Here is a 19,030-nt window from a genome sequence, read left to right on the forward strand (position 1 = left end):
CTGAACGACTTAGTTCTTACCTATCTCTTGCTCATTCGTTTCCGGGGCGTGATGTGGGGGCAAGGGCGGCGCGGCGATTCGGGTCCGGCCGGGGTGCCCCTCCCCCCGTGGAGGGGCACCCCGGTCTCCTGTGCGGACCGGGGCTCACACCCCGATGTCCCGCCCGTCCTTGCGCCACACGCTCACCACGGACGGCCGGACCAACGCCCCCGGCCCGTCCGGCCACTGCGACGCGGGCTTCTCCACACTCGCCCCGTCCACCTCACCGGGATGCTGCACGGCCACCAGCACCCGCCGCTCCTGCACCAGCGGCCCACACGTCTCGGCCCCCGTCGGCACCGTCAGGAACTGCTTGACCTCACCGCGCCGGGGCCCCGCGGTGGCCACGCCGAACAAGCCGTCGTGGCTGCCGAGCGCGTTGCCGTCCGTAGAAATCCACAGATTCCCGTACGCATCGAACGTGATGTTGTCCGGGCACGAAATCGGACTGACCTGGTCCTTGGGGAACCCACCGAAATACGTGGCCGGATCCGCGGGATCGCCGCAGACCAGGAACAGCCGCCAGTGGAAATGCCGGGCCGCCGCATCGCCCCCGCGCTCGGCCAGCTCCACGATCTGCCCGTGCTTGTTGCCGTTCCGCGGATTGACCTCATCCGCCGCGGCCTTCCCCGGCTTTCCCCGGTCGCTGTTGTTGGTCAGCGCGATATACACCCGCCCGGTACGCGGGCTGGGCTCGACATCCTCCGGCCGGTCCATCTTCGTCGCGCCGACCTTGTCGGCTGCCATCCGCGTGAAGACGTACACCTCTTCCGCGCTCATCCCCGGCACGAACGACGTATCGCCGCTCGCCAGCGGAATCCATTCGCCCGACCCGTCGAACTCCCCGTCCGCCGGCAGCTTCCCGGACCCGTCGATCTCCCCCGCCGCGCTGTCGCCGGTGAATTTGGCGACGTACAACGTCCCCTCGTCCAGCAATGTCCGGTTGTGCTCCCGCGCGGCCCGGCCGTCACCCCGCCGCATCCGCTTCGCGGAGACAAACTTGTAGAAATAGTCGAACTTCTCGTCATCGCCCATATAGAGGACGGGCCGCCCGTCGTCCGTCAGCCGCGGCTCGGCCGCCTCGTGCTTGAACCGGCCCAATGCGGTCAACTTCCGCGGCGTGGCCTCCGGATCGTACGGATCGATTTCCACGACCCAGCCGAACCTGTTCACCTCGTTCGGCTCGCGCGTCACGTCGAACCGCTTGTCGAACCGCTCCCACTTCCGCTGGCTGGCGGCGCCGGTAATCCCGTACCGCTTGAGCCGCGCGGCGGCCACCGGATCGGTGACGGAACCCCCATTGGCGAAATACTGGTTGAAATTCTCCTCGCCCGACAGCACCGTGCCCCACGGCGTAATGCCGCCACCGCAGTTGTTGAACGTCCCGAGAATGCGGGTGCCTTCGGGATCGGCCGAGGTCTTCAGCAGCTCGCTCCCCGCCGCCGGTCCGGTGACCTCGAACGGCGTCGTACCGGTGAACCGCCGATTGAGCCGGTGCCGGGTGACCGCCGTCAGCCGGCCGCTCCGCTCTTCCTCCTGCGTGACGAGTACGGAAATTCCGTGCGCCGCCCAGCCGATCTCCGCCTGCTCCCGCGTCGGATTCTCCGCGTCGTATCCGGCGAACATCAACTGCTCATCCGTGTACTCATGGTTGATCACCAGCACCTGGCGATTACGTTCTTGCGGCAGGTCCAGCACCGCCATGTAGTCGTTGTTGTAACCGAACTGTCCGGCCTGGGCTTCGGCCGACTGCCGATCCGGCCGAAAGGCCGGCGCACCCCGCAGAATCGGGTCGCCCCATCGAATGACGACGTTCTGCGCATGCCCCTCGGGAACGACAACGGAATCAACGGTATTCGGTGCAACCGCCGCAAACCGCAGTCCCCGCGCCGCCTTCCCGCCATCGTGCCCGTGCCCCTTGGACGCGGCCGCGGCTTCCGGCACCGCCCCCAAACCGCCCGTTACGGTGCCTACCGCCCCCGCAACCGTGACCACGGCGGCCGCCCGGACCACCGAACGCCGCGACAGCGCACCGGCGATGACATCCCCGACATATTCGTTGTCACTCACATTGGGTGTGTCATGAAAACAGGCATCGCCACAGCGATACCTGCACGTCATAGCCGATCGCCCGCCCGGATGAGAGCCGATCAACGGCAGGAACTTGCGCACGCTTCCCCCTGAGAACGACGAAGAACGGCGAAGAACGCCGAACAATTTGGCAACGCCTTGGATTCGCCGTGACGCTATGGGCCCCAGTCCGCCGCACAGCGACGCAAACATGAACTCCTGATGAATCCCGGGCCGATACGATTCCGCGAGAGGCCGTACGAACGGTCAAGACCTGCCGTATGCAGGGTCAATGACCTGCCAAGCCCTGCACACCCCCGGATCGCCCGCCACACAAGGCGCGGGGTCCCACGGTGAGGCCGGTCCAGGCCGCTACCCTTACGTATCCGTCCTGGTCAGGGACATGTCCGGGCTTCACGGACATTCGCCGCACCCACCACATGCTAGAGAGGTTCGCCGATGGGCATTCGGAGTCTGCTGCGCAACGCTTTCGGCCGCTCCAAGGCGGCCCGCGAAGAATCCCACGCGGCACCGAACGGCGCCGATACGACACCGGAATCGGCAACCATCCCGGAGGCCCGCGAGGAATCCACCCCGGCCGCCACCCCCACCCCGGAACCCGAGGTCCCGGCCGCCCGGACGGCGCCCAGCGACTCCCCGGCCCCGACGACGGCCACCCTCCCCGCACAGGGCAGCCCGGTGGACGCCGAAGCGGAGACGACGCCTCCGGTACGGGAGGAGGCCGCGCGGGACGAGGCCCCCGAGCCGGCCGCGGCCCCCGAGGCCGCCAAGCCCGCCGTCACGGAGCCCGCCGAGGAGCCCAAGGCCGCGGAGACGGCCACGGAGGACCCGGCAACCGCCCCCGAAGACCTCCCCGACCTCGTCAGCCAGGCTTTCGACGCCCCGACGCCGAAGCCGGAGGTCGAGCCTGAGGCGGAGGTCGCGGCGGAGGTCGTGACGGAGCCGGAGGTCGAGCCTGAGGTGGAGGTCGCGGCGGAGCCGGAGGCCAAGGCCGAGGTCGTGACGGAGCCGGAGAGCGCGCCGGAGGCGACCGCGGCGCCCGAGACCGCGCCCGCCCCCGAGCCCGAGGCTGCGGCCGAGCCCGAAGTTGCGGCCGAGCCCGAGGCTGCGGCCGAAGCCCAGCCCGAACCGGAGCCGGAGCCGGAGGCCCAGCCCGAACCGGAGCCGACCCCCACCCCGGAGCCGCAGGCCGAAGCACCGGCCGAGGCACAGCCGGAAGAGCCAAAGGCAGAGCCCAAGGCGGAGACCGCGGACGAGCCCAAGGCGGAGACCGAGCAGGCGACGGCACAGCCACAGCCCCTCTCCCTCACCAAGGTCGAGACCACCGCCCCCGCCCTCGTCTCCCTCTACAAGTCCGCCGCCGCCACCCTGGCGAAGCACAACCTCGCCACCCAGCGCGCCGCCGTCTACCTGGTACTCGACCGCTCCGGCTCGATGCGGAACTACTACAAGGACGGCACGGTCCAGAACCTCGCCGAGCAGGCCCTCGGCCTCTCCGCCAACCTGGACGACGACGGCATCGTCCCGGTCGTCTTCTTCTCCACCGACATCGACGGCACCGCAGACCTCGACCTCACCAACTACGAGGGCCGCATCGAGGAACTGCACTCCGGTCTCGGCCACATGGGCCGTACGAACTACCACTGGGCGATCAACGCCGTGGTCGAGCACTACAAGAAGTCCGGCAGCACCGCCCCCGCGTTCGTCATCTTCCAGACCGACGGCGCCCCGACCTCCAAGCCGGCCGCCGAAAAGGCCCTGTGCGAGGCGGCGGAACTCCCCATCTTCTGGCAGTTCGTCGGTTTCGGTGACCCGGACGCCAAGGGCTTCGACTTCCTCCGGAAGCTCGACGACCTGGCCGTTCCGGAGAAGCGCGTCGTCGACAACGCCGGCTTCTTCCACGCCGGCCGCGACCCCCGCGCCCTCTCCGCCGACGAGCTCTACCAGCAGCTGATGGTCGAATTCCCCGAGTGGCTCACCGAGGCCCGCACGGCCGGCGTCCTCAAGGACAACTGACCCACCCCCCGCGCCACCAGAACGCTCACCCTCACCGGCTGCGGCCGGGCCTCATCGGGGCCCGGCCGCAGCCGTTGTCGTACGCGCCGGCCCCTGAGGCAGGGCACGAGAGGCGAGCACCCGTTCCGCTACCTACGCTGAATGGGTGAAACACCCCATTAGCCCCGATTGCCGGGGCGACCGGGGTGTCCGTACCAGCCGAGCGAGGCGGGCCCATGACTGATGCGAGCGCGGCGAGCGGAGAGGGCAGCGCCGTTCCCGTCCCCGGCGCCGGCTCCCGGACCCCCGGCTGGGCCGCGCCCCCCGACCCCCGTCGCTGGTGGGCCCTGGTCGTGATCGCGATCGCCCAGCTGATGGTGGTCCTGGACGCCACCATCGTGAACATTGCGCTGCCCTCGGCCCAGCACGACCTGGGGATCTCGGATGCGGACCGGCAGTGGGTGATCACCGCGTACACGCTCGCTTTCGGCGGGTTGCTGCTGCTGGGCGGCCGGATCGCGGACCTGGTGGGGCGGAAGCGGACGTTCATGGTGGGGCTGGTGGGGTTCGCGGCCGCCTCCGGACTGGGCGGGGCGGCAACGGGGGCCGGGCTGCTGTTCGGGGCGCGGGCCCTGCAGGGTGCGTTCGGTGCGCTGCTGGCGCCGTCGGCGTTGTCGCTGCTCACGACCACGTTCACGATCGGCAAGGAGCGGAGCAAGGCCTTCGGGATCTACGGCGCCATTGCGGGCGGAGGCGCGGCCATCGGGCTGATCGCCGGCGGATTGCTGACCGAGTACCTGAACTGGCGCTGGTGCCTGTACGTCAATGTCCCGGTCGCCGTCGTCGCGCTGGTCGGTGCCACGGTCTTTCTGCGCGACACACGCGACCGGGGCGGCGCCCGGCTGGACGTCCCGGGCGTCCTGCTGGGCTGCAGCGGGCTGGTCGCGATCGTCTACGGGTGCAGCGAGGCTCAGCCGCGGGGCTGGGGTGACGCACGGGTCATGGGGCTGCTGGTGGGTGGTGTGGCGCTGCTCGCGTGCTTCGGCTGGTGGCAGACGCGGGCCCGTTATCCGCTGCTGCCCCTGCACATCGTGCGGAACCGGAACCGGGGCGGCGCCTTCCTGACCATGGCCCTGGCCGTGATCGCGATGTTCGGGATGTTCCTGTTCATGACGTATTACTTCCAGGTCGTGCTCGGATATTCGCCGGTCCGGGCGGGGCTGGCGTATCTGCCGATGACGGCGGCGATCATCATCGGCTCCACGCAGATCTCGGCGCGGCTGCTGCACCGCCTCGCGCCCCGCCTGCTGATGGTCCCCGGTGCGCTGCTCGCCGCCACCGGTCTGTACACGCTGACGTATCTGACCGCCCGGCCCGCCTATGTCTCGCACGTCCTGCCCGCCGAGCTCCTGGTCGGCCTGGGGATGGGGCTGATCTTCATGCCGGTGATGGCGACGGCCACGTCCGGGGTCGCACCGCAGGACGCCGGGGTCACCTCCGCGACCGTCAACACGGCCCAGCAGGTGGGGGGTTCGATCGGTACGGCGCTGCTCAACACCATCGCCACGTCGACCAGCGCCACCTACATCGCGGCACATCTCGCCGAGGCGGCGCGGCGGACCGGCGGCCAGAGGATCCCCCCTCCGCTGCGGGGCGCGATCGTGAACGACGGGGTGGTGGACGGTTTCACCGTGGCGATCGGAGTGGGCGCGGCGATCATGCTCCTGGCCGCGCTCGTCGCCGGGCTGATGGTCAACGGCCGGCCCCCGCGGCAGGCCGTTCCGGCCCCGCCGGCCCGCGCCTCGCGCGCCCACCGGTAGCGCCCGCCGGTAGAGCCCGGCACGGCGTGGGCCGCGGGACGGCACCCCCGCGGAGGGCCGGGAAAAGCCCGCGCAGCCCCCCACCCCCCGTCCAGTACGATATTGACGTTTGGTAAAGCAAATCATCACTCACCGTAGCGACTTGGGAGCAGCCGGCAATGGCTCGACACCTCATCACCAGCGCCCTTCCGTACATCAACGGGATCAAGCACCTGGGCAACATGGTGGGGTCCATGCTCCCGGCCGACGTGTATTCCCGGTATCTGCGGCAGCGCGGGCACGACGTGCTCTACATCTGCGCGACGGATGAGCACGGGACCCCTGCCGAGCTGGCGGCGAAGGAGGCCGGGCAGTCGGTCGACGCGTTCTGTGCGGAGCAGCACGACAAGCAGAAGGCGATCTACGAAGGCTTCGGGCTCGAATTCGACTACTTCGGTCGGAGCTCCTCGCCGGAGAACAGGGAGCTGACCCAGCACTTCGCGCGCAAGCTGCACGAGAACGGCTTCATCGAGGAGCGCGCCATCCGGCAGGTCTACTCGATCGCCGACGAGCGCTTCCTGCCGGACCGCTACATCGTCGGTACGTGTCCGCACTGCGGCTACGACAAGGCGCGCGGCGACCAGTGCGAGAACTGCACCCGCGTGCTGGACCCGACGGACCTGATCGACGCGCGGTCGGCGATCAGCGGCAGCGGTGAGCTCGAGGTGCGCGAGACCAAGCATCTGTTCCTGCTCCAGTCGAAGCTGCAGCACGAGGTCGAGGGCTGGCTGGAGGGGAACGGCAGCAAGGAGTGGCCGACCCTCGCCTCCTCCATCGCGCACAAGTGGCTGACCGAGGGCCTGCAGGACCGGGCGATCACCCGCGACCTGGACTGGGGCGTCCCGGTTCCCGCCGACGTGTGGCCGGAGCTGGCCGCCGAGGGCAAGGTCTTCTACGTCTGGTTCGACGCGCCGATCGAGTACATCGGGTCGACGAAGGAGTGGGCGGACAAGGCTCCGGAGGAGCGCGACTGGAAGTCGTGGTGGTACGAGGCCGATGACGTCCGGTACACGGAATTCATGGCCAAGGACAATGTGCCGTTCCACAGCGTGATGTTCCCGGCGACGCAGATCGGCACCCGCGAGCCGTGGAAGAAGGTCGACTTCCTCAAGGCCTTCAACTGGCTCAACTACTACGGCGGGAAGTTCTCGACGTCGCAGCGGCGGGGCATCTTCACCGACGCGGCGCTGGAGCTGCTGCCCGCCGACTACTGGCGCTACTTCCTGATCGCCAACGCCCCCGAGTCGGACGACACGTCGTTCACCTGGGAGCTGTTCTCGTCGTCGGTGAACAAGGACCTCGCCGATACGCTCGGGAACTTCGTCAACCGCGTGCTGTCGTTCTCGCGGAAGCGGTTCGGGGACGAGGTGCCGGCGGGTGCCGAGGCCGGGGCCGCGGAGCAGAAGCTGGGCGAGGAGATCGCCGGACTGCTGGCGGAGTACGAGGGCCACATGGAGGCCCTGCAGTTCCGTAAGGCGGCCGCCTCGCTGCGCGCCCTGTGGAGCGCGGGCAACTCCTACCTCGAGGAGAAGGCCCCGTGGCTGGAGATCAAGACCGACAAGGACGCGGCGGCGCTGACGCTGCGCACGGCGATGAACCTCATCCACCTGTACGCGGTCGTCTCGGAGCCGTTCATCCCGGCGTCGGCGAAGGCGATGCGGGGCGCGTTCGCGCTGGAGAACGACAGCGCCGTGTGGATCTCGCAGGACGAGGCGAAGGCGCTGGCCGCGGTTCCGGCCGGGACGCCGTTCACGGTGCCGCCGGTGCTCTTCGCGAAGATCACCGAGGATGACCTGGAGGCGTACCGCGAGCGGTTCGGCGGCGAAGAGGGCTGAGCCGCAGCCAGAGCGTGCGCGACGCCCCCGGACCGGGTTCGGTCCGGGGGCGTCGTCTTTGCCGAGGTGGGTCGGGGCCGCCGTCGCCCCAAGGGACAGGGCCCAAAACCGTCGCCGGTTCCGGGCCCTGTCCTCATGCCGCTGCGTGCGTCACTTCGTCGGCTTGTACGGGGTCGGCTTCGCCGGGCCCTTGCGGATGCTCAGGTGCAGCTCCTTCAGCCGCGCCTCGTCGACCTCCGACGGGGCGCCCATCAGCAGGTCCTGGGCGTTGCCGTTGAGCGGGAAGGCGATGGTCTCGCGGATGTTGGGCTCGTCCGCGAGGAGCATCACGATGCGGTCGACGCCCGGGGCGATGCCGCCGTGCGGCGGGGCGCCGAACTTGAAGGCGCGGAGCATGCCGCCGAACTCGGCCTCGACGCTCTCCTTGTCGTAACCGGCGATCCCGAAGGCCTTGTACATGACCTCGGGCTCGTGGTTACGGATCGCGCCGGAGGACAGCTCGGTGCCGTTGCAGACGATGTCGTACTGCCAGGCCAGGATGTCCAGCGGGTCCTGGGTCTCCAGCGCCTCCAGGCCGCCCTGCGGCATGGAGAACGGGTTGTGGGAGAACTCGATCTGCCCGGTGTCCTCGTTCTTCTCGAACATCGGGAAGTCGACGATCCAGCAGAAGCGGAACTCGCCCTCGACGAAGTGGCCGGCGCGCTTGGCGGCCTCGACGCGGACCGCACCCATGATCTTGGAGACCTCGTGGAACTCGCCGGCGCCGAAGAAGACGGCGTGGCCGGGCTTGAGGTCCAGGGCGTCGACCAGCGACTTGATGTCGTCCTCGGTGAGGAACTTGGCGATCGGGCCGGAGAGGGCGTTGTCCTCGCCGACGCGCACCCAGGCCAGGCCCTTCGCGCCCTGCTGGACGGCGAAGTCACCCATCTGGTCGAAGAACTTCCGCGGCTGGTCGGCGGTGTCCGGCACGGCCAGGGCGCGTACGTGCTTGTCCGCGAAGGCCTTGAAGCCGGAGCCCGCGAAGACGTCGGAGACATCGACCAGCTCCAGCTCGGCGCGCAGGTCCGGCTTGTCGGAGCCGTACTTGAGCATCGCCTCGCGGAACGGGATGCGCGGGAAGGGGGAGGTGACCGTGCGGCCCTTGCCAAACTCGGTGAAGAGCTCGGTCATCAGCTTCTCGACGGGCTGGAAGACGTCTTCCTGCTCGACGAAGCTCATCTCGATGTCGAGCTGGTAGAACTCGCCGGGCGAACGGTCGGCGCGGGCGTCCTCGTCGCGGAAGCAGGGCGCGATCTGGAAGTAGCGGTCGAAACCGGCGATCATCAGCAGCTGCTTGAACTGCTGGGGGGCCTGCGGCAGCGCGTAGAACTTGCCGGCGTGCAGCCGCGAGGGGACCAGGAAGTCGCGGGCGCCCTCGGGGGAGGTCGCGGACAGGATCGGGGTCGCCATCTCGTTGAAGCCGAGGGCCACCATCTTGTGGCGGATGGCGGAGATGACGGCGGTGCGCAGCATGATGTTGCGGTGCATCCGCTCGCGGCGCAGGTCGAGGAAGCGGTACTCCAGGCGCCGCTCCTCGTTGACGCCGTCGTCCGCGTTGATCGTGAACGGGATCTGGTCGGCGGCGCCGAGCACCTCGACCTCGGAGACCTCGATCTCGATCTCGCCGGTCGGCAGGTCGGGGTTGACGTTGTCCGCGCCGCGCGCGCTGACCCGGCCGTCGATGCGGACGACGGTCTCCTTGGTCAGCGAGCCGAGGGCCTCGTTGGCGGGGGTGCCGGGACGGGCGACGAGCTGCACGAGACCGTAGTGGTCGCGCAGATCGATGAAGAGGATGCCGCCCAGGTCACGTCGATTGTGCAGCCAGCCGCTGAGGCGGACGTCGGTGTCGACGTCCGCGGCCCGGAGCTCGCCGCAGTTATGGGACCGGTACCGATGCATCGCTCATCCAAGTCGTCGCGATCGAGGTGGGGAGTTGTGGGAGGGATCCGACCACACGACGGAAACCGAACGCGGGGCTCGGACGCCTGGTCGCTCACCCCGTGGATCACCCGAAAAAGGCCACCCCAGGATTGACATAACCGCTCCAGGTTACCGCCCCGGCCCGCACCCCTTCATTGACATATCCCGAACACGATCGCCGTGGGGTGAAGCGGGGCGGCGCGGCCGGGACGATGATCACGTCAGGCTCACTGGTCGGGCCCCGCAAAATCCACCTAAAGTGATGCAATGCGCACCAAGGAGCTCCTGGCCGCCATCGCCACCGGCCTGTGGAGCTGGGACAACGCATCGGGACGGGTGAGCCTCGACGCCGAAGCGGCCCGGCTGCTCGGGCTGCCGGCGGTGCCGGTGAAGCTCAGCGAGGCGGCCATACGCTCCCGCTTTCATCCCGTCGACTTCGCGGAGATCAACGGGGTGGTCCAGCTCGCGCTCTCCGAGGAGACGGTCGCCGAGGCGCGGCTGCGCATCGTGGACGAGCGGGGCCGGGTGCTGCGGATCGTGCGCTCCCGCTCCCGCCCACGGCAGGTGAACGGCGGCTTCGAGCTCGTCGGCACCCTGCAGGAGGTGCCCGAGCCGCAGCCCGGTACCTCCGCGGCCGAGACCCCGATCACCGGCGACTGGCGGCGTTCGCGCGAGGCATTCCTGCTGGACGCGGGCCGTGCGCTGGCCGAGGCACGGTCCACCGCCGAGGTGCTGCGGGTCGCGGCCGGGCTGTCGATGCCCGGATTCATGCCGAACGGCCTGGCGGTCTTCGGTATCGAGGGCGACCGGGTGTCGGTCATCGGCCATCACGGGCACGAACCAGGCGACGAGCGGCCGTTTCTCAATATGCCGCTGGACACCGAGTATCCGGCCGCCGAGGTCATCCGTACCGGGCGCGCGATCTATCTGCCCACGCCGGACGACTACCGCCGCCGGTATCCCGCCACATGGCCGCTGGCCGCCCCGTTCCGGCGCACCTCGTGGGCGTTCCTGCCGCTGGTGAACGCCGGGCGGACGATCGGGGCGTGGATGGCGGGGTTCGCGCAGCCGGTCAGCTTCTCGCCGGACGAGCGCTCGGTGCTGACGACCGTCGCCCGGATGCTGGCCCAGGCGCTGGCCAGGGCGGGGATACAGGAGTCCCAGCAGGAGCTGGCGGCCGCGCTGCAACGCAGCATGATGCCGACCGTGCAGCCGGACATCCCCGGCATGACCGTGGCCGCCCGGTACGTGCCGACCGGCGGCGGGCTCGAGGTCGGCGGCGACTGGTACGACATGATCCCGCTGCCGTCCGGACGGACCGCGCTGGTCATCGGGGATGTCCAGGGGCACGATGTGCGGGCCGCGGGGCTGATGGGCCAGCTGCGGATCGCCCTGCGCGCCTACGCGTCGGAGGGCCACCATCCCGACGCGGTGCTCTCCCGCGCCTCCCGCTTCCTGGCCGGGATCAATGAGACCGAGTCCCGTGGGCAGGTCCAGGACCAGCGCTTTGCGACCTGTCTGTACGTCGAGGTGGACCCGGCGACCGGGCTGCTGGACATCGCGCGGGCCGGCCACCCCGACCCGGCGGTCCGGCTGAGTGACGGCACCCTGCTGGTGCGCCCGACCGCGGGCGGCCTGCCGCTGGGCATCGACCCGGACACGGACTACCCCACGACCAGGTTCGTGCTGGAGCCCGGCGAGACGATGCTCGTCTGCACCGACGGGCTGATCGAGACCGGCGGCCACGACCTGGAGACCGGCTGGGCGCGGCTGCGCGGCATCATCGAGGAGTACGACGGCGGGGCGCATCCGGAGGGCCTGGAGAAGATGGCCGACGCCCTGGTCCAGGCCGTGCACGGGCCGCCGTCGCACCACACCACCGGGCCGCTGGTGGACCGCCGCGAGGACGACATCGCGATGCTGCTGCTGTACCGCGAGGGCGGCAGCTGCGGGGTGGGCACCGGTGGCACGCTGATGCAGCAGCCCGTACGGCGCACCGTCCTGTCCGTGGCGCAGGCCGAGCCGGAGCGGATAGCGGAGGCCCGCGCCCAGATCCGGGACGTACTCCACGACTGGGCCGACGCGGATCAGGTGGACTCCGCGGTGCTGATGGTCTCCGAGATGATCACCAACGTCCTGATGCACACCGACGGCGATGCGCTGCTGGTCGCCGAGATCTCCGGCGAGCGGGGCGGCCGCCGGATACGGGTCGAGGTCGCCGACGGCAGCGATGAGCTCCCGCACCGCCGCACCCCCGGCGAGCTGGCGTCGTCGGGGCGCGGTCTGGTGCTGCTGGAGCTGCTGGCCGGGGCGTGGGGCGTGAACCCACGCGGAGACGGCAAGTCGACGTGGTTCGAGCTCTACGAGGACGCGGGGGACGGCGGCGCGGTGCCGTCCGGCCCGTCGGTCCCGGATCCCGCCGCATAGTGCACACGGAGCTCGTGGAGGACGCCGGAGACGGCGGCGGTCAGCGGTACGGACAGCAGCATGCCGAGGATTCCGGCGACGCTCGCGCCCGCGGTGATCGCCAGCATCACGGTCGCCGGGTGCATCTGGACCGTACGGCTCTGGATCATCGGCTGGAGGACATGACCCTCGAGGACCTGCACCGCGAGCACGACGCCGAGCGCCCAGAGCGCGATGACGAAGCCGCGGTCGGCCAGGGCGACCAGGATCGCCACCGCGCCCGAGATGAAGGCCCCCAGGTAAGGGATGTAGGCGCCGACGAAGACCAGCGCGCCCAGACCGACGGCGCCCGGCACCTGAAGGATCAGCAGTCCGACGGTGATGCAGATGGCGTCGATCAGCGCGATGAAGGTGGTGCCGCGCATAAAGCCCTCGATGCTCTGGAAGCCGCGGCGGGCCATCCGCTCCAGCTGCGGCGCGGAGCTGCCGGGCGCCCAGTCGTGCAGCGCGCGGACGGCCTTGTCCGAGTCGCGCAGGAAGAAGAACGTCAGCAGCAGGGCGAGGACCGCCGCGGCGATGGCCTGCCCGACCACACTGACGCCGGCCAGCAGGCCGGACGCCGCGGTGCCACCGAACTTGCCGACCAGGTTCTTGGCATTGGAGGCGATGTCGTTGAGCGAGGTGCCGGCCGTACCGAAGTACTTGGAGAGGTCCTTGGCCGCCTGCTTGAGCGAGGCGATGATCTGGTCGCCGCTGTCGATCAGGGCGCTGACCACGATGTAGCCCGCGCCGCCGACCACGATCACCAGAACGGCGCAGGTCAGCCCGGCCGCCAGCGAGCGGTTGAGCTTCATGCGCACCAGCCGCCGGTAGAGCGGCCCGAGCAGTCCGCTCCCCAGTAGCGCCAGCAGTACGGGCGTGACCGCCGCGCTCAGCTCGACGCACAGCCATACGCCGACGGCCAGGACGGACGAGACCAGCAGCGCCACCGCGCACCAGGCCGCGGCGCGGCGGGCCTCGATGGGCAGCAGTGGCGCACCCGCCGACGCCCGGTCGCGACCGGCGCCGCCTTGGCCCTGAACCGAGCCGTTGTCAGAGTCGTTTCGCACCCGGACAGTCCACCACGTGGGGCACCCCCGGCACCCGGCCCGAAACGGGCGGGGCAGCGTTTCACGTGAAACACCGCCGCCGTGGTCCTCACCGCCACCCGCTCTCGCGATCGCGGTAATAGGGCAGCCACAGGTCGCGGTGGTCCGGCCGCCATCTCTCGCGGTAGTGCGCATCATCGGCGAACGGCAGGGCCAGCGCGCGGACGGCGGCGCGCGGCCACCTTTCCTCGGGGCAGGGCCGCCATTCCTCTGGCGTGCGCCAGCAGGCTTCGCAGCCCCAGAGGAACACACCGCCGCCCATCTGGTTGGGCCGGGGACGGTCGTACTCGACGGGTACGCGCGTGGGCAGATGCCCCTCCAGCACCGCCACGCCCTCGTCATCGAGACGCTCCAGCAGGAAGTCGATCAGTTCGTCGATCCATGCGTGCCGCGACATCCCGGCCGCACCGCCCGCCCTCACTCGGCAGCCGCATGCGCGCAGGGGCGGTGTTTCACGTGAAACACCGCCCCTGGCAACGCCGTTGGCGATCGTATCGATACGTCAGCCGTCTCGATACGCCGTCGGCCGAGTCCCTACCTCAGTGCTCGCCCGCCGGAATCGTCCCCAGCCGCCCGGCCTGGAAGTCCTCGAAGGCCTGGGCCAGTTCGGCGTGGGTGTTCATCACGAACGGGCCGTAGTGCATCATCGGCTCGCGGATCGGCAGCCCGCCCAGCAGCACGACCTCGAAGTTCGGGCTGCGCGACTCCTGACTCTCGTCGGCCCGGATGGTGAGCGAGTCACCGGTTCCGAACACCGCCGTCTGCCCCATCCGGAATGGGCGGCCCTCCGCACCGGCCGAGCCGCGTCCGGCCAGGACATAGGCGAGCGCGTTGAACTCCTTACGCCAGGGCAGCGTCACCTCGGCGCCCGGGTTCACCGTCACATGCATCATCGTGATCGGCGTATGCGTGATGCCCGGACCCTGGTGGCCGTCGATGTCGCCGGCGATCAGCCGCAGCAGCGCACCGCCGTCGGCCGAGGTCAGCAGCTTGACCTTGCCGCCACCGATGTCCTGGTAGCGGGGAGCCATCATCTTGTCGCTCTTGGGCAGGTTGACCCACAGCTGAAGGCCGTGGAACAGACCGCCGCTCATGACGAGGGACTCCGGCGGCGCCTCGATGTGCAGCAGACCGGAACCGGCCGTCATCCACTGGGTGTCGCCGTCGTTGATGACGCCACCGCCGCCGTGCGAATCGCGGTGCACGAAGGTGCCGTCGATCAGGTAGGTGACGGTTTCGAAGCCGCGGTGCGGGTGCCAGGGCGTGCCCTTGGGCTCTCCGGGCGCGTACTCCACCTCGCCCATCTGGTCCATCATGATGAACGGGTCGAGGTACTTGTAGTCGATGCCGGCGAACGCCCGGCGCACCGGGAAGCCCTCGCCCTCGAATCCGCTCGGAGCGGTGGTTACGGCCAGCACGGGACGGGTGTGCGCCGCGACAGGTGCCGCCACGCGCGGCAGGGTCAGCGGATTCTCTACGGTCACAGCGGGCATGGCGGCCTCCTCGGTCGTTCGCACAACTTAGTTGAATCCTTAACAACTGGCAAGGCGTGCGGCATTCCCGATAGCCATGAAGTGAGTGTTTTCGCAGGTCAGAGGCGAGCTGAACAAAGAAGTGCGGCCGGCCCGGAAGTCACCGGCCGGCCGCAGGGCGCACGCGGAGGGGCCCTAGCCGTACATCCGGCGCATCGCGAAGTCGACCATCTGCTCCACGGCCTTCGCATCGAAGACCATCCGGTGATCGCCCTCCATGTCGAGGACGAAGCCATAGCCGGTGGGCAGCAGATCGAGCACCTCGGCGCCGGTGATCACGAAGTACTTGGACTCCTTGCCCGCGTACCGCCGCAGCTCCTTGAGCGACGTGAACATCGGGATCACCGGCTGCTGGGTGTTGTGCAGCGCCAGGAACCCGGGGTTGTCACCGCGCGGGCAGTAGATCTTGGACGTGGAGAAGATCCCCTGGAAGTCCTCGGCCGACATCGAGCCGGTGGTGAAGGCGCGCACCGCATCGGCGAGGGAGGGCGGGGACGGCTCGGGATACAGCGGCTGCTCGCCGTAGCCCCCGGGGGCCGGTTGCTGCGGCGGGGGCGGCGGCGCTCCGTACTGCTGCTGCCCGGCACCCGCGTTCTGGTCGTAGCCGTACATGGCCACAGCGTACTGATTCGGCGATTGTCCGGGGGACGCTCATCACAGATGGGCGGTTAGGGGTTGCTTGTTATTACCGACGGGTAGCATCATCGTAGCTACTAGCTGGTATTGCGTATTGAGGTTGCAACCTCCCTCGAGGTCCCTTACCTCCCGAACACTTACGGAGCCGTACCCATGGGGCACTACAAGTCGAATCTCCGCGACATCGAGTTCAACCTCTTCGAGGTGCTCGGCCGTGACAGCGTGTACGGCACCGGACCGTTCGCGGAGATGGACGTCGACACCGCCAAGAGCGTGCTGTCCGAGATCGCCCGGCTGTCGGAGAACGAGCTGGCCGACTCCTACGCCGACGCCGACCGGAACCCGCCGGTCTTCGACCCGGAGACCAACACCGCGCCAGTCCCGGACACCTTCAAGAAGAGCTACCAGGCCTACATGGACGCCGAGTGGTGGCGTCTGGGCATCCCGGAGGAGCTCGGCGGCACCACCGCGCCCCGCTCCCTCCTCTGGGGCTTCGCCGAGACCATCCTGGGCGCCAACCCGGCGGTGTGGATGTACGCCTCCGGCCCCGCGTTCGCCGGCGTCCTCTTCGAGGAGGGCACCGACGAGCAGAAGAAGTGGGCCAAGATCGCCGTCGACAAGGGCTGGGGCTCCACGATGGTGCTGACCGAGCCCGACGCGGGCTCGGACGTCGGCGCCGGCCGCACCAAGGCCGTCAAGCAGGAGGACGGCTCCTGGCACATCGAGGGCGTGAAGCGCTTCATCACCTCCGGTGAGCACGACATGTCGGAGAACATCCTTCACTACGTCCTCGCCCGCCCCGAGGGCCACGGCCCCGGCACCAAGGGCCTGTCGCTCTTCCTCGTCCCGAAGTACGAGTTCGACTTCGAGACCGGCGAGCTGGGCGAGCGCAACGGCGTCTACGCCACCAACGTCGAGCACAAGATGGGCCTGAAGGCCTCCAACACCTGCGAGATGACCTTCGGCGACCGCCACCCCGCCAAGGGCTGGCTGATCGGCGAGAAGCACGACGGCATCCGCCAGATGTTCATGATCATCGAGTTCGCGCGGATGATGGTCGGCACGAAGGCCATCGCGACCCTGTCGACCGGCTACCTCAACGCCCTGGAGTACGCCAAGGAGCGCGTGCAGGGCCCGGACCTGGCCGCCTTCACCGACAAGGCCGCGCCGCGCGTCACCATCACCCACCACCCCGACGTGCGCCGCTCGCTGATGACGCAGAAGGCGTACGCCGAGGGCATGCGCGCCCTGGTGCTCTACACCGCCACCGTCCAGGACGAGATCATCATCAAGGAGGCCGCGGGCGAGGACGCCTCCGCGGAGAACGCCCTCAACGACCTCCTCCTGCCGATCGTCAAGGGCTACGGCTCGGAGAAGTCCTACGAGCAGCTGGCCCAGTCGCTGCAGACCTTCGGCGGCTCCGGCTACCTGCAGGAGTACCCAATCGAGCAGTACATCCGGGACTCCAAGATCGACACCCTCTACGAGGGCACCACCGCCATCCAGGGCCAGGACTTCTTCTTCCGGAAGATCGTCCGCAACCAGGGCGCGGCGCTGACCCAGCTGTCGGAGACCATCAAGGGCTTCCTGGCCGACGCGGCCGGCGGCGCGGAGCTGGAGCAGGCGCGCGGCGAGCTGGCCAAGGCCGCCGCCGACCTGGAGGCGATCGTCGGCGCCATGCTGACCGACCTCGCCGCCACCGAGAAGGACGTCAAGTCCATCTACAAGGTCGGCCTCAACACCACCCGCCTGCTGCTGGCTTCGGGCGATGTCGTCATCGGCTACCTGCTGCTCAAGGGTGCCGCGGTGGCGCAGGAGAAGCTGGCCGGCGCCTCCTCGAAGGACAAGCCGTTCTACGAGGGCAAGATCGCCGCCGCCAAGTTCTTCGCCCACAACGTTCTGCCGGGCCTGGCCGTCCAGCGCTCCCTCGCCGAGTCCATCGACCAGTCGCTGATGGAGCTGGACGAGGCCGCGTTCTAGGCCCCTCCCGGATGCCCTTTGAGCCGCGTTCTCAGACGTCTCTCAGAATCGGCATCCAGACTGACCGTGCCCGCCTCTCTTCCCCCGGAGAGGCGGGCACGGTCATGTGCACGGCGGGCCGCTGCGGGAGGGCCAACCGGAGTTGCGCCGTCCGCCATGCTTCGGTGTACGTCACACGCATCATGGCCGGAAGGGACCGGAGTCACGGCTCGAGAGCACCGGGATTGGGGGGTTCGGCTCCTTATGCTGAGGACATGAGCAACCCCACCCGCTTTGATCGCGGCCACACCGACGACCTGATGTCATTCCTCGCGGCCAGCCCATCGCCGTATCACGCGGTGGCGAATGCGGCGGAGCGGCTGGAGAAGGCCGGTTTCCGGCAGGTCGCGGAGACCGATGCGTGGGACGGGCAGAGCGGCGGCAAGTACGTACTGCGCGGCGGGGCGATCATCGCGTGGTACGTGCCGCAGGGCGCGGACGCGGCCACTCCGTACCGGATTGTGGGGGCTCACACCGACTCTCCCAATTTGCGCGTGAAGCCGATTCCCGACACCGGTGCGCGCGGCTGGCGGCAGATCGCCGTGGAGGTGTACGGCGGCACGCTGCTCAACACCTGGCTCGACCGCGATCTGGGGCTCAGCGGGCGAGTGACACTCAAGGGTGGCAGCCACCGGCTGGTGAACGTGGACCGCGCGCTGCTGCGCGTACCGCAGCTGGCCGTGCATCTCGACCGGGCGGTGAACACCGACGGGCTGAAGCTGGACAAGCAGCGGCACATGACGCCGATCTGGGGGCTGGGCGACGTCGCGGAGGGCGATCTGATCTCCTTCGTCGAGGAAGAGATCGGCGTCGCGGCCGGGGAGGTGCAGGGCTGGGACCTGATGGTGCACAGCATCGAGCCGCCCGCCTATCTGGGGCGCGATCAGGAGCTGGTCGCCGGGCCGCGGATGGACAACCTGCTTTCGGTGCACGCCGGTACGGCCGCGCTGACCGCCGCTGCCGCCGCCGGGAGCGCGCTGACCGCCATCCCGGTGCTGGCCGCCTTCGACCACGAGGAGAACGGCAGCCAGTCCGACACCGGCGCGGACGGCCCGCTGCTCGGCACGGTGCTGGAGCGTTCGGTCTTCGCGCGCGGCGGCTCGTACGAGGACCGTGCGCGGGCCTTCGCGGGCACGGTCTGCCTCTCGTCCGACACCGGACACGCCGTACACCCCAACTACAGCGAACGGCACGAGCCGGGACATCACCCGATGCCCAACGCCGGGCCGATCCTGAAGGTCAATGTGAACCAGCGGTACGCCACCGACGGCAGCGGCCGGGCGGTGTTCGCGGCGGCCTGTGAACGGGCAGGGGTGCCGTGGCAGTCCTTTGTGTCGAACAACTCGATGCCCTGCGGGACGACGATCGGCCCGATCACCGCCGCCCGGCACGGCATCGCGACGGTCGACATAGGCGTCGCGATCCTCTCCATGCACTCGGCACGTGAGCTGTGCGGCGCCAAGGACCCCTATCTGCTGGCGAACGCCCTGACGGCCTTCCTGGAGGGCTGA

The 19,030-nt window shown here is 69.4% G+C and carries 12 protein-coding genes; 6 read left to right on the forward strand and 6 right to left on the reverse strand.

Annotated elements, in window-relative coordinates:
* Window positions 1-144: 144 nt before the first annotated feature.
* Entirely contained in the window at window positions 145-2,211 is a 2,067-nt protein-coding gene (locus tag AC5677_RS19015; protein WP_497196208.1) for a PhoX family protein, read from the reverse strand.
* Between the two features lie 357 nt (window positions 2,212-2,568).
* Between AC5677_RS19015 and AC5677_RS19020 the strand changes: the two genes are divergently transcribed.
* The 3 genes from AC5677_RS19020 to metG all read left to right on the forward strand — a co-directional run bounded on the left by AC5677_RS19020 (window position 2,569) and on the right by metG (window position 7,819).
* Complete coding sequence (locus tag AC5677_RS19020; RefSeq protein ID WP_497196209.1) at window positions 2,569-4,146, forward strand: vWA domain-containing protein; 1,578 nt, start codon at window positions 2,569-2,571, stop codon at window positions 4,144-4,146.
* A 215-nt stretch (window positions 4,147-4,361) separates the two neighbouring features.
* Entirely contained in the window at window positions 4,362-5,945 is a 1,584-nt protein-coding gene (locus AC5677_RS19025) for an MFS transporter (protein ID WP_497196210.1), read from the forward strand.
* Between the two features lie 158 nt (window positions 5,946-6,103).
* Window positions 6,104-7,819 (forward strand): methionine--tRNA ligase, encoded by a 1,716-nt coding sequence (metG, locus tag AC5677_RS19030; protein WP_497196211.1) that lies wholly within the window; start codon window positions 6,104-6,106, stop codon window positions 7,817-7,819.
* A 150-nt stretch (window positions 7,820-7,969) separates the two neighbouring features.
* Here metG and aspS read toward each other — a convergent pair whose 3' ends face one another.
* Window positions 7,970-9,757, reverse strand: a complete 1,788-nt coding sequence (gene aspS / locus AC5677_RS19035) for an aspartate--tRNA ligase (RefSeq protein ID WP_497196212.1) — start codon at window positions 9,755-9,757, stop codon at window positions 7,970-7,972.
* A 288-nt stretch (window positions 9,758-10,045) separates the two neighbouring features.
* Between aspS and AC5677_RS19040 the strand changes: the two genes are divergently transcribed.
* Window positions 10,046-12,205, forward strand: coding sequence for an ATP-binding SpoIIE family protein phosphatase (locus AC5677_RS19040; RefSeq protein WP_497196213.1), 2,160 nt, complete (start codon window positions 10,046-10,048; stop codon window positions 12,203-12,205).
* On the opposite strand, the gene AC5677_RS19045 is transcribed toward AC5677_RS19040, so the two are convergent.
* From AC5677_RS19045 to AC5677_RS19060, 4 genes are all read right to left on the reverse strand, one after another.
* The gene (locus AC5677_RS19045; protein WP_497196214.1) at window positions 12,139-13,293 is read right to left on the reverse strand and encodes an AI-2E family transporter; all 1,155 of its coding nucleotides are present in this window, start codon (window positions 13,291-13,293) and stop codon (window positions 12,139-12,141) included. The two genes, AC5677_RS19040 and AC5677_RS19045, sit on opposite strands and share 67 nt — an antisense overlap.
* An 88-nt stretch (window positions 13,294-13,381) precedes the next feature.
* The gene (locus AC5677_RS19050; RefSeq protein WP_497196215.1) at window positions 13,382-13,729 is read right to left on the reverse strand and encodes a hypothetical protein; all 348 of its coding nucleotides are present in this window, start codon (window positions 13,727-13,729) and stop codon (window positions 13,382-13,384) included.
* A 142-nt stretch (window positions 13,730-13,871) separates the two neighbouring features.
* Window positions 13,872-14,825: a pirin family protein gene (locus tag AC5677_RS19055; RefSeq protein WP_497196216.1), complete on the reverse strand. Its 954-nt coding sequence runs from the start codon at window positions 14,823-14,825 to the stop codon at window positions 13,872-13,874.
* A gap of 174 nt (window positions 14,826-14,999) precedes the next feature.
* Window positions 15,000-15,476: an SseB family protein gene (locus AC5677_RS19060; RefSeq protein WP_046927143.1), complete on the reverse strand. Its 477-nt coding sequence runs from the start codon at window positions 15,474-15,476 to the stop codon at window positions 15,000-15,002.
* A gap of 177 nt (window positions 15,477-15,653) precedes the next feature.
* Here AC5677_RS19060 and AC5677_RS19065 point away from each other — a divergent pair, with 177 nt between their 5' ends.
* Entirely contained in the window at window positions 15,654-17,480 is a 1,827-nt protein-coding gene (locus AC5677_RS19065; RefSeq protein WP_497196217.1) for an acyl-CoA dehydrogenase, read from the forward strand.
* Window positions 17,481-17,734: 254 nt separating this feature from the next.
* Window positions 17,735-19,030 carry a M18 family aminopeptidase gene (locus AC5677_RS19070; RefSeq protein ID WP_497196218.1) on the forward strand — a complete coding sequence of 432 codons (1,296 nt, stop codon included), beginning with the start codon at window positions 17,735-17,737 and terminating at the stop codon, window positions 19,028-19,030.

It is taken from the genome of Streptomyces sp. JLSY215 (genome assembly GCF_059682825.1).